Consider the following 12,654-nt stretch of genomic DNA (forward strand, 5'->3'; position numbering starts at 1 on the left):
ATAAATTATAGGTGGTGTGGAATATGGTCAAAGAATCCATACCAAATGAAGGCCAGAATGTGCAGATACAAAGTTATAAACATAATGGGAAAATTCACAGAGTCTGGTCTGAAACAACGATTTTAAAAGGGACGAATCATGTTATCATTGGGGGTAATAATCGCACACTTGTAACTGAAAGTGACGGTAGAACATGGGTTACAAGAGAACCAGCTATCGTGTATTTTCATTCAGAGTATTGGTTTAATGTCATTTGTATGTTTAGAGAAGATGGTGTGTATTATTACTGCAACTTATCATCACCATTTATTTACGATACAGAAGCCATTAAATACATTGATTATGATTTAGATATTAAAGTCTATCCTAATGGTAAGTATCACTTATTGGATGAAGATGAATATGAACAGCATATGAAACAGATGAACTATCCAAAAGAGATTGATGAAATCCTAAGGCGAAACGTTGATATTTTGCAGCAATGGATTGAGAGGAAAAAGGGACCATTTGCGCCGGATTTCATAAAGGTCTGGCAAGAGCGATTTCATTTCCAGAAAAGAATGAAAGATTAAATCAACCTATCATTAGGTTGATTTAATTTTGTTAAGGGAGTTTTAATATGATAAAACGGTATATGCAGTTTGTTAAACCTTACTGGATGTTGATTATTTTGACCATTGCCATCGGAATTCTGAAGTTTGGTATACCTTTAATGATTCCATTACTGATTAAATATGTGATCGATGATGTAATCAGTAATGGTGCCATGACAATTGAAGAGAAAAAGTCAGCATTGATGAATGTAATATTAATCTTTGGGTTTATCTTTGTTGTCATCCGTCCGCCTGTAGAATATTATAGACAATATTTAGCACAGTGGACAAGTAACAAAATATTGTATGATATTAGAAAGAAACTATATAAACATTTGCAGGCACTAAGTGTCAGATTTTATTCTAACAATAAAGTTGGAGAAGTTATTTCACGTGTAATTAACGATGTAGAGTCAACGAAAGACTTCATCGTTACTGGATTGATGAATGTCTGGCTGGATCTTGTTACAATCATCATCGCACTTGCAATTATGTTTACGATGGATGTGAAATTAACATTAATTTCATTGATCGTCTTCCCCTTCTACATGTTTAGTATCTATTACTTCTTTGGTAATCTCCGCAAATTAACACGTGCACGAAGTCAGTCTCTAGCAGAAGTACAAGGTTTCTTACATGAACGTGTGCAGGGTATGACTGTTATCAAGACCTTTGCAATTGAAGAGGAAGAGAATGAACGATTTAATAAACGCAATAAAAATTTCCTGAAGAAAGCAACTGACCATACGAAATGGAATGCGAAAAGTTTCGCAGTCATCAATACGATTACGGATATCGGTCCGCTGCTTGTTGTAGGGTTTGGTGCGTATCTCGTGATTGAAGGTGACTTAACAGTAGGTAGTTTAGCAGCATTTATCGCCTATCTCGACCGTTTATACGGACCGTTACGTCGATTAGTATCATCATCAACGACGCTGACACAAAGTTTAGCTTCGATGGACCGTATGTTCCAGCTCTTTGATGAGCCATATGATGTTAAAGATGAACCGCATGCGCGTGATATCAAAGTTCAGCACGGTGATATTACATTTAAAAATGTAGGATTTAAATATAATGAAAATGATGAAGAAGTGTTACATCATGTCAATCTAGATATCACTAGCGGTGAAACTGTAGCTTTTGTAGGTATGAGTGGTGGCGGAAAGTCAACGATGATTAGTTTAATACCAAGATTCTATGATGTGACAAGCGGTGAAATTGAAATTGATCACGTACCTTTAAAGGATTATTCAATTGAAAGTTTAAGAACACAAATTGGCATGGTCATGCAGGATAATATACTGTTTTCTGAATCAATCAGAGAAAATATATTACTCGGTAAACCAAATGCGACAGAAGAAGAAATGATCTATGCAGCAAAACTTGCTAATGCTCATGATTTTATCATGAGTTTACCGGATGGTTACGACACAGAAGTTGGTGAACGTGGTGTTAAATTATCTGGTGGTCAAAAACAACGTGTAGCTATTTCACGTGTATTCCTAAAGAATCCACCGATATTAATTCTGGATGAAGCGACAAGTGCACTTGATCTTGAAAGTGAAGCGGTTATACAGGAAGCACTGGAAACGTTATCGAAAGATAGAACAACCGTGATAGTTGCACACAGACTATCTACGATTACACATGCAGATAAGATTGTCGTGATTCAGAATGGTGAGATTGTTGAAATTGGTACGCATCAGGAACTAATGAATAACCGTTCACATTATTACAATTTATATTCTATTCAGCATTTAGAAGCAGAATAGTGTGGCGTGTTTGAGCCCTCTATTGTATGATATATCTATCATACATAGGGGGTATTTTTTGTGGACTTGTTACAAACGATTCAATAGATTGTGGATACAATTCTTTTGATACTGATACTGATACTGATACTGATTGTTGTGATTGCACTTGGGCTTGGCGCAGACTTAGTTCAAGTTGCCCGTGCGATGATGATGAGTGTCGGATGTATTATGGCCCAACAATGTCATACGAATGACTGTCCTGTGGGAGTAGCGACAACTGTTCCAGATAAAGAGAAAGATTTAGTTGTTGAAAGTCCTACACAAATTACAGCGAAACACTTATTATATCGTACTGAAAATGGTGAGATTATTACTGGTGAACAGTACGTGAATAGAATGTATAAACCTTTAAAAGAAGCGGTTTAAATGGTAAGCGATAAATTCAATTTGGGTTTATCGCTTTTTACTTTTAATTTATTTTTTTGGGTCTTCGGAATATATAGTGGAATTACTTTCTTAATAGTTTAAAAACAACTGGTGTTTAAATCGGATTTTCTGGTGGGATGTTAGGATAATCAATAGTATTATATAAAAGTATCAATCACATACGAGTGATACTTTGGGAAAAAATAAAATAGTCCAATTTACTTGACCGTGTACTATGGTACACGGTTTATAATATTCATGGGGTGAAATAAGATGATTTATCGCATTAGTGAGTTTGCAGATAAATGTGGAGTTAATAAAGAAACGATCAGATATTACGAGCGAAAAAATTTATTACAAGAACCTCACCGAACGGAAGCTGGTTATCGGATATATTCATATGATGACGTTAAGCGTGTTGGGTTTATTAAACGAATACAGGAACTTGGTTTTTCTTTAAGCGAGATTTATAAATTACTTGGTGTTGTAGATAAAGATGAAGTTCGTTGTCAAGATATGTTCGAATTTGTTTCTAAAAAACAAAAGGAAGTGCAAAAACAAATAGAGGATTTAAAACGAATTGAAACTATGTTAGACGACTTAAAACAACGATGTCCAGATGAAAAGCAATTACATTCGTGTCCAATAATAGAAACATTAACATGAGAGATTAATTAACGAAAGGAGCTTTTTTATGAATAAATTTAAGGTAAACATTTCAGGAATGACTTGTACGGGTTGTGAAAAACACGTAGAATCAGTACTTGAAAAGATAGGTGCTAAAAATATTGAGTCTAGTTATCGTCGTGGTGAAGCAGTATTTGAACTGCCCGATGATATTGAGGTTGAAAGTGCAATAAAGGCGATTGATGAAGCAAATTACCAAGCCGGAGAAATTGAAGAAGTATCATCACTAGAAAACGTGGCGTTAATTAATGAAGACAATTATGACCTTCTTATTATTGGTTCTGGTGCTGCTGCCTTTTCTTCGGCAATTAAAGCTATAGAATACGGTGCAAAAGTTGGAATGATTGAGCGTGGAACGGTTGGGGGAACCTGTGTGAATATTGGCTGTGTTCCGTCAAAAACTCTTCTTAGGGCAGGGGAAATCAATCATTTATCAAAAGACAATCCGTTTATAGGTTTACAAACATCCGCTGGAGAAGTGGATTTAGCTAGTTTAATCACGCAAAAGGATAAATTGGTGAGCGAACTTCGGAATCAAAAATATATGGATTTAATTGATGAATATAATTTTGATTTAATTAAAGGTGAAGCAAAATTCGTTGATGCTAGTACGGTTGAGGTCAATGGGGCAAAGTTATCTGCAAAACGCTTTTTAATTGCAACAGGTGCATCGCCTTCGTTGCCCCAAATTTCAGGACTTGAAAAAATGGACTATTTAACTAGTACAACACTTCTTGAGTTAAAGAAAATACCAAAACGATTAACTGTAATTGGTTCAGGATACATTGGAATGGAGCTTGGACAACTATTTCATCATTTAGGTTCAGAAATAACGCTTATGCAAAGAAGTGAGCGACTTTTAAAGGAGTATGATCCTGAGATTTCAGAGTCAGTTGAAAAAGCGTTAATTGAACAGGGTATAAACCTTGTCAAAGGGGCAACTTTTGAGCGTGTTGAACAAAGTGGAGAGATAAAAAGGGTTTACGTAACAGTAAATGGCAGTAGAGAAGTCATTGAATCAGATCAGTTACTTGTTGCCACTGGAAGAAAACCAAATACGGATTCTTTAAATTTAAGTGCAGCAGGTGTTGAAACTGGAAAAAATAATGAAATCCTGATCAATGATTTTGGTCAAACAAGTAATGAAAAGATTTATGCAGCAGGAGATGTGACTTTAGGACCACAATTTGTATATGTAGCAGCCTATGAAGGTGGAATTATTACTGATAATGCTATTGGTGGATTAAACAAAAAAATAGATTTATCGGTAGTTCCTGCTGTTACGTTTACGAATCCGACGGTTGCAACGGTTGGTTTAACAGAAGAACAAGCAAAAGAGAAAGGGTATGATGTGAAGACATCTGTATTACCTTTAGATGCTGTTCCAAGAGCAATTGTAAACCGTGAAACAACCGGTGTATTTAAACTAGTAGCAGATGCAGAAACACTAAAAGTATTAGGGGTTCATATTGTATCTGAGAATGCAGGAGATGTCATCTATGCAGCATCATTAGCTGTTAAATTTGGCTTAACGATAGAAGATTTAACAGAAACCCTAGCACCATATTTAACAATGGCTGAAGGGCTAAAATTAGCTGCACTTACGTTCGATAAAGATATTTCGAAATTATCTTGTTGTGCAGGCTAAGGGAACTTTTTTACAACTCCCTATTCAAGTGAACCAGCTAATGCTTTAAGGGATTTTCTAAGTGCATTTGTGGTCACAAAAATAATTTAACACTGATGATTTCGACATCAAATCTATAATTGATACCTTAACACCGCAGAGTAATAAAGGATGAATAATATGTCAGACTTATTATCCCTACCAGACATTAAAACAATAGAACCGCCACAAGAAAATGAAACCGATATGATGTTTAAAGTTGAAGCAGTCGGACCACCTGAACGTTGTCCTGAATGTGGTTTTGACAAGTTGTACAAACACAGTTCAAGAAATCAACTAATTATGGATTTGCCCATTCGTTTAAAGCGAGTGGGCTTACAATTGAACCGTAGACGATACAAGTGTCGTGAATGCGGATCTACCTTCTGGGAACGCCTAATATCTGTAGATGAAAAGCGTAGTATGACCAAAAGGCTTTTAAAGTCCATTCAAGAGCAATCCATGTCTAAGACCTTTGTAGAAGTCGCAGAAAGCGTTGGTGTTGACGAGAAAACCATTAGGAACGTTTTTAAGGACTATGTGGCACTCAAAGAACGTGAATACCAGTTTGAAACTCCTAAGTGGCTTGGGATAGACGAGATACATATTATCCGTAGACCTCGGCTTGTATTGACTAATATTGAACGCAGGACTATTTATGACATCAAGCCTAACCGTAACAAGGAAACAGTCATCCAACGTCTTTCAGAAATCAGTGACAGGACTTACATTGAGTACGTCACAATGGATATGTGGAAGCCCTACAAAGACGCAGTGAACACTATCCTTCCACACGCTAAAGTTGTCGTAGATAAGTTTCATGTAGTTAGAATGGCTAATCAAGCCTTAGATAACGTCAGAAAGTCTTTGAAAGCCCATATGAGCCAAAAAGAAAGACGTACCCTTATGCGTGAAAGGTTTATCCTTCTAAAGCGTAAACACGATCTAAATGAACGTGAATCATTCCTCTTAGATACTTGGTTAGGTAATCTTCCTGCTTTAAAAGAAGCCTATGAACTCAAAGAAGAGTTTTACTGGATATGGGATACTCCTGATCCAGATGAAGGTCATCTTCGTTATAGTCAATGGAGACACCGTTGTATGTCCAGCAACTCTAAAGACGCATATAAAGACCTCGTGAGAGCCGTAGACAACTGGCATGTCGAAATATTCAACTACTTTGATAAAAGGCTCACTAATGCTTATACGGAGTCAATTAACAGCATTATTAGGCAGGTAGAGCGAATGGGTAGAGGTTACTCGTTTGATGCCTTACGAGCCAAAATCCTTTTCAATGAGAAGCTCCATAAAAAGCGTAAGCCACGATTTAATTCAAGTGCTTTCAATAAAGCTATGTTATACGATACTTTCAATTGGTATGAAGTGAATGATCACGACATTACAGACAACTTTGGTGTCGATTTTTCCACACTTATTAAGAATTTGGAGAAGGGTGATTTATAAGCCCTTTTCCACCATAAAATCCGAATACCCATTTTTTTAAATGGTTTCTTAATTGTGTCTAAATTAAATTTGCATATCAAGATATTGTAAGGGTAAATGAAGTAGTGAGGTGAAGGATATGGATTTAACATTTCTTAAGGATGATACGCTTTTAGCTGCAAAAAATTTACTCGGTAAAAAAATTACTACGGAAATAGACGGCAAGCTTACAAGCGGATATATTACTGAAGTAGAAGCCTATTTAGGAGAAAAGGATAAAGCAGCACACGCTTACCAGTTACGTCGTACGAAGAAGAATGAAATGATGTATCGAGAATACGGTGGTGTATATGTTTATACGATGCATGGACATCACTGCATGAATTTTATTACACGTGATGCTACAATACCAGAAGGAGTATTGATAAGAGCGATTGAACCTGAAGAAGGGATAGATACGATGATTGAGCGTCGTGGCAGAGCAGTAAATTTAACTGATGGTCCAGGGAAACTAACACAAAGTTTAGGCGTTAAGCGCGATTTACATAATGGCACACGGTTAAATGAAGGACCTATTCAGTTATCAGAAGGTAGGATGCCAGTGCAAATAATAGAAAGCAAACGTATCGGAATCGATAATAAAGAAGAAGCAGTAGAATATTTATACCGATTTACCGTAAAGGGCAATCCTTACGTTTCAAAAGACAGAGTTAAACCTGAAGAGAAAAATGGCTGGAAAGCATAAAAAAAGCAGTCATATGACTGCTTTTTTAATAATCGATATTTTCGTTTACTATCGTAATCTTTTTATCTTCTTTATGATATTTATAGAAACTATGAGTGATGCGATCGAGATGTTCTAGACGGTCTCGATAATCGAAAATAGTCCCGATTACAATTAAAACATGTTCTTTACTATATTCAGGTAATTGTTGTTGTTCAATTTCTCTCAAGAAAGCATCAAGAATATTTTCTTTAAATGCTTCATTGATCATATAATTTTCATCAATTTTTGTTGCGGGAACTTTCTTAGTTACGCGCATTAAAATTTCTTCATGTATCGTCATTAATTCATCAAGTTCAAATTTAATCTGAACTTTTAAATCTTCTGGTAAGTTAATTACATCATTTTCATAACGGTGTAATTTACGTAAAACATCATGTGCACGTCTAGTCGCTAAAATAATTTCTTTAAAGATAATTTTTTTTCTTAAGTTACGAATACTTCCTTTTTTTGAGTAAGCACGTTCTTCTTTATATAGATTATATTGTTCCTCTACTTTTTCAATTCTGCTTCGAATATCATCGATATCACGTTTTACTGCATGAAATTCTGTAGATCCATTAATTTCAAGTCGTATCCACTTAAAAATATCGCTACTGATGTTCAGACAATTATAATACATCTTCGTTTCAAACTTAGGTGGAAAAAACAGTGTATTCACTACAAAGGCACTTACCACGCCGATCATCACAAAAGTGAATCGATAAATAGCTGATAAAAAGAAAACACCATCTTGATGATCCATTATGATTAACTGTGTTACAACAGCGAGACCCGTCACATGAGATAAGTTTAATTTTTGTAATATGGAAATTAATATAATGGATGTAATACCGATAATGATAATATGGAATCCGAATAAATGCGCCATAATTACTGCTAATATTGCACCAATAATGTTTCCTTGAAACTGTTCGATGATCGTCTTAAATGATCGATAGACGTTGGGCTGCATAGCAAAAAGTGCTGAAATTCCAGCTACAATTGCACCAGGTGCATCAATTGCATGTGCAATGAATAAAGAAATGATAATAGCGATGCCGGTTTTAAAAATACGTGCGCCTAATTTCATTTGATAGCTCTACCTCATTATTTGGTTGATAGTACACTTATACATGAATTTCAATTATTTTTCAACCGTCATTGACATAAAAGCGTTTTCTACAGCTTTTAATGTATTTTGAATATCTTGTTCAGTATGTTCAGTTGTGATAAACCATGCTTCATATTTCGATGGTGCTAAGTTAATACCTTGGTTCAGCATCAATTTAAAGAACTTGGCAAACGCTTCACCGTCAGTGTTTTCTGCTTGTTCATAGTTGACAACTTTTTCATCGGTAAAGTAGATGGTCATTGCACCCATTAAACGGTTGATTGTGGCACGAATATTATATTTATCGATAAGCGCTAACATGCCGTCCTCCAATATTTTACCGAGACGATCTAGTTCTTCGTAGACACCATCTTGCTTAATGACTTCAAGTAACGCGATACCTGCCTGCATACTTAATGGATTACCTGCCATCGTACCTGCCTGATATGTTGGTCCGAGTGGTGCCACATGCTCCATAATGTCCTGACGGCCACCATACGCACCGATTGGTAATCCTCCGCCGATGACTTTACCAAATGCTGTTAAGTCGGGTTTTACACCTAAAAGATCCTGAGCACCACCATACATGAAGCGGAACGCGGTAATTACTTCATCGTAAATCACTAAAGCACCATGTTCATGGGCGATATCATTTACTGCTTGTAAAAATCCTTCTTTAGGTTCAACGATTCCAAAGTTACCAACAATCGGTTCAACAAGGACGCCAGCAATCTGATCGCCAAAGTGATGGAATGCTTCTTTAAATTGTTCAATATCATTAAATGGAACAGTAATCACTTCTTGTGCCACACTTTTTGGTACACCTGCAGAATCGGGCGTTCCGAGTTGTGACGGGCCACTACCTGCAGCAACTAGTACTAAATCAGAGTGTCCATGATAACAGCCGGCGAATTTAATAATCTTATCACGCTTCGTGAATGCACGCGCTACTCGGATTGTTGTCATTACTGCTTCAGTACCAGAGTTTACGAAACGGACCTTTTCTAAAGAAGGAATTGCTTCTTTTAGCATTTCAGCAAACACAACTTCGTGTTCAGTCGGCGTTCCATATAACACGCCATTTTCAGCTGCACGCTTAATCGCTTCAGTAATATGAGGATGCGCATGTCCTGTAATGATTGGTCCATATGCGGCTAAATAATCAATATATCTATTACCGTCAACATCATAGAAGTAAGCACCTTCACCACGAGCCATCACTACCGGAGCACCGCCGCCAACTGCTTTATATGAACGCGATGGAGAGTTAACCCCACCAAGGATCGCTTCATTTGCGCGTTTTTGTATTTTTTCAGAATTTGTAAAATTCATTTTATCAACCTCTTTTTGTTTAGTATTTTCGTCTACTAGTCTATCATAGAGTTAATAAAAATTTGATTAGGAGGATTAAAATGTTGAAAATTGGAGATAATTTACCTGCATTTGCACTGGAAAATCAAAATGGAGAAGTAGTAACGAATGAATCGTTATTAGGACAAAAGACGGTATTATATTTTTATCCGAGAGATAATACACCGACATGTACAACACAGGCGTGTGATTTTAATGATCATCTGGAAGATTTAAATGAACTGGGTGCGAAAATATATGGTGTGAGCGGTGATAGTAAAACGAAACACACGAATTTTATTAAGAAGCACAATTTGAAATTTGATTTACTTGTTGATGATAGCTATCAGTATTCAGAAGCACTTGGTATTTATCGTTTGAAAAAATCATTTGGCAAAGAAGCGATGGGAATTGTAAGAACTACGATTATTCTGGATGAAGATAACAAAGTTATTGCATATTTTGATGGTGTTAAGATGAAACAACAAATGGAAGATATTCAGTCGGTTTTACGATAAGGAGAGAAAGATATGAAAGTGATTTCTACGATTAATCTAAAAGAATTGATAGACGAATTAGCAGACCAATATCCAGAACACCAATTTATCCAGCGTGAAGGATTTGATCGTTTAACAGATGAGGATATTCAAACGATGGAAGTCATCATTACTTATGATTCTAAGTTGAATGAAACAATCATCAATAAGGCAAAAAACTTAAAATGGATTGCATGGTATGCGGCAGGTGTTAATAAATTGCCATTATCACTTATCAATGACAAAGGAATTATATTGACCAATGCGCGTGGTGTGCATAAAATCCAGATTTCTGAGTACATATTCAGCTATATTATGACTGATTATAAAAATGTTATTTCTTACTATGAATTACAGCAAGAAAAAGGATATACAACAAAGATTCGTCAAAAAGAGTTATTTGAACAGACGATTACCTTTATCGGAACAGGTGAAATCCCGCAATATGCAGCACATATCGCAAAAGCTTTCGGCATGAAAGTAATTGGTCTTAATACAGATGGTAGAGGTATCACAGGATTTGATGAAGTATATGCAATAAATGACAGAGAAAAAGCATTTGCTCAGTCAGATATTATCATCAATGTATTGCCTGAGACAGAGAAGACAATAGATTTACTAACGATAGAAGATTTTCAGGCGATGGGTGAGGATGCTTTATTTATAAATGTCGGAAGAGGAACAGTTACAAAAGAAGAAGTACTTATTAAAGTCTTGCAGGATAAAGTTATAAGAAAAGCTTGTTTAGATGTATATTACAATGAACCACTTGAACCGACAAATTCCCTTTATGCATTAGACAATGTTATTATGACACCGCATATTACTGGGAACAGTGTTCATTACAACCGACGAGCTACAGAAATCTTTAAGAAGAATTTGTCTGTTGGCATAGAAAACGAAGCGGATTTTGTGAATAAAGTCGATGTTTCAAAGGGATATTAAGCTCATCGATAACAGCATTAAATAAACAGGATACTTAGGACTAAAATTGCATCCCGAAATTGCCTATTTGACATTTTTGAAAAAAAGAATGTAAAATAGAATTAATATAAAGTAGGAAAGGGGTGTTATGATGTCAGCTGAATTGAATATGGAACATATGCTTGACGATGCGATTCAAAGTTTACGAAAAACTGGCGTGAGAATAACACCGCAAAGACAGGCAGTACTTAGATTTTTAATTGAATCTAATAGTCATCCTACTGCCGATGAAATATATAAAGCGTTATCTCCACAGTTTTCGAACATGAGTGTAGCAACTGTCTATAACAATTTAAAAGTTTTTAAAGACAGTGGTTTAGTTAAAGAGCTCACATATGGAGATGCAGCAAGTCGTTTTGATTTTGAAACAGATAACCACTATCACGTTATATGTAGTGAATGTGGCAAGATTACTGATTTTCACTATCCAAGACTTGATGAAGTAGAGAATATCGCTCAACATATTACTAGCTTTGCAGTGACTCATCATCGTATGGAGATTTATGGTGTATGTCCAGAATGTATGAACAAAAAAGGAAATCGCAAATAGCGATTTCCTTTTTTAAATATTTAGTTTACTAAAAGTTACTATCATTATTAGCTGCTTGTTTCTCTTTTTCTTCTAATGCTTTACTTTTTCTTGCGTTGTTATAATCTTCATTAAATTCTTTTCCTTCTAATGCAGGATCTAACGTAAGTGGCTGATTGCAGTTTGCACAAATATCAGCACGACCTAACATTTTAGTATAGTGGTCACAGTTTGGACATCGCACCTGAATGGTCTTCGTTGAAAGCATTCCAATCCAGAAATAAACAACGAAACTAATTAAGAAAAGAATCGTTCCTAATAATAAGAACAGAGAAAAGATTAGTTGACTATGGTAAAAGTAAAAAATTGCAGAACCGATATACATTACGATCATTGCCAGGAAGATTAAGCCGAGTGCCCATGAACGGATACGGTTAATCTTACTTGTCGGTTTTTTATTGAATAATTTCAAACCATCATCTCCTATATAATACTGAAAAGCATTATATCATATTAATAAATGATTATCTCTCTTAACTGTATATTCTTTATTAAAGAACGTAAGAAACAGATAGAATAAATACTAAGATAAGATAGTATCATTAAAAGGAATTACTATAGTCTATATTAAAAGACTAAATAAAGATAAAAAAATTAATAAAAGGTATTGACGAAAGCAATACATCTTGATAAGATATAAAAGTCGCTGAAAACAAGCGATGCACAGCTTTAAGACATTGAAAATAACAAAGTGAAAAAGTGTAAAACTTGCACTTGAAACTATGTTCATATCGATGTAATATAATAAA

General features: G+C 35.4%; 12 protein-coding genes and 1 pseudogene. 10 read left to right on the forward strand and 3 right to left on the reverse strand.

Annotation, left to right across the window (positions count from 1 at the left end):
• Window positions 1-23 precede the first annotated feature (23 nt).
• The 7 genes and pseudogenes from ntdP (at window position 24) to BHX94_RS10245 (ending at window position 7,314) form a co-directional block, all read left to right on the forward strand.
• On the forward strand, window positions 24-572 hold the full coding sequence (gene ntdP / locus BHX94_RS10215) for a nucleoside tri-diphosphate phosphatase (RefSeq protein ID WP_096075953.1): 549 nt from the start codon (window positions 24-26) through the stop codon (window positions 570-572).
• A 47-nt stretch (window positions 573-619) separates the two neighbouring features.
• Entirely contained in the window at window positions 620-2,365 is a 1,746-nt protein-coding gene (locus tag BHX94_RS10220; RefSeq protein WP_111746430.1) for an ABC transporter ATP-binding protein, read from the forward strand.
• A gap of 135 nt (window positions 2,366-2,500) precedes the next feature.
• A pseudogene (locus tag BHX94_RS10225) lies at window positions 2,501-2,773 on the forward strand (glutamate synthase-related protein); the annotation flags it as partial.
• 273 nt (window positions 2,774-3,046) lie between these two features.
• The gene (merR, locus tag BHX94_RS10230) at window positions 3,047-3,439 is read left to right on the forward strand and encodes an Hg(II)-responsive transcriptional regulator (protein ID WP_001863748.1); all 393 of its coding nucleotides are present in this window, start codon (window positions 3,047-3,049) and stop codon (window positions 3,437-3,439) included.
• 28 nt (window positions 3,440-3,467) lie between these two features.
• A complete protein-coding gene (gene merA / locus BHX94_RS10235) occupies window positions 3,468-5,108 on the forward strand; it encodes a mercury(II) reductase (protein ID WP_111746434.1) in 1,641 nt (546 codons plus the stop codon).
• A gap of 159 nt (window positions 5,109-5,267) precedes the next feature.
• The gene (locus BHX94_RS10240; protein ID WP_009374086.1) at window positions 5,268-6,590 is read left to right on the forward strand and encodes an ISL3 family transposase; all 1,323 of its coding nucleotides are present in this window, start codon (window positions 5,268-5,270) and stop codon (window positions 6,588-6,590) included.
• Window positions 6,591-6,708: 118 nt separating this feature from the next.
• Window positions 6,709-7,314, forward strand: coding sequence for a DNA-3-methyladenine glycosylase (locus tag BHX94_RS10245; protein WP_111746436.1), 606 nt, complete (start codon window positions 6,709-6,711; stop codon window positions 7,312-7,314).
• A 25-nt stretch (window positions 7,315-7,339) separates the two neighbouring features.
• Here BHX94_RS10245 and BHX94_RS10250 read toward each other — a convergent pair whose 3' ends face one another.
• Window positions 7,340-8,425, reverse strand: a complete 1,086-nt coding sequence (locus BHX94_RS10250; RefSeq protein ID WP_111746438.1) for an FUSC family protein — start codon at window positions 8,423-8,425, stop codon at window positions 7,340-7,342.
• Window positions 8,426-8,479: 54 nt separating this feature from the next.
• Window positions 8,480-9,778 (reverse strand): glutamate-1-semialdehyde 2,1-aminomutase, encoded by a 1,299-nt coding sequence (locus BHX94_RS10255; RefSeq protein WP_111746440.1) that lies wholly within the window; start codon window positions 9,776-9,778, stop codon window positions 8,480-8,482.
• A gap of 80 nt (window positions 9,779-9,858) precedes the next feature.
• Here BHX94_RS10255 and BHX94_RS10260 point away from each other — a divergent pair, with 80 nt between their 5' ends.
• The 3 genes from BHX94_RS10260 (at window position 9,859) to perR (ending at window position 11,866) form a co-directional block, all read left to right on the forward strand.
• Window positions 9,859-10,314 (forward strand): peroxiredoxin, encoded by a 456-nt coding sequence (locus tag BHX94_RS10260; RefSeq protein WP_111746442.1) that lies wholly within the window; start codon window positions 9,859-9,861, stop codon window positions 10,312-10,314.
• Window positions 10,315-10,326: 12 nt separating this feature from the next.
• On the forward strand, window positions 10,327-11,277 hold the full coding sequence (locus BHX94_RS10265; RefSeq protein ID WP_111746444.1) for an NAD(P)-dependent oxidoreductase: 951 nt from the start codon (window positions 10,327-10,329) through the stop codon (window positions 11,275-11,277).
• Window positions 11,278-11,407: 130 nt separating this feature from the next.
• Window positions 11,408-11,866: a peroxide-responsive transcriptional repressor PerR gene (gene perR / locus BHX94_RS10270; RefSeq protein ID WP_096075961.1), complete on the forward strand. Its 459-nt coding sequence runs from the start codon at window positions 11,408-11,410 to the stop codon at window positions 11,864-11,866.
• Window positions 11,867-11,894: 28 nt separating this feature from the next.
• Here the strand turns inward: perR and BHX94_RS10275 are convergent, their stop codons facing one another.
• The gene (locus BHX94_RS10275) at window positions 11,895-12,317 is read right to left on the reverse strand and encodes a YgzB family protein (RefSeq protein ID WP_111746446.1); all 423 of its coding nucleotides are present in this window, start codon (window positions 12,315-12,317) and stop codon (window positions 11,895-11,897) included.
• Window positions 12,318-12,654 lie beyond the last annotated feature (337 nt).

It is taken from the genome of Macrococcoides bohemicum (assembly GCF_003259675.1).
In the GTDB taxonomy this organism is placed as follows: Bacteria; Bacillota; Bacilli; order Staphylococcales; family Staphylococcaceae; genus Macrococcoides; species Macrococcoides bohemicum.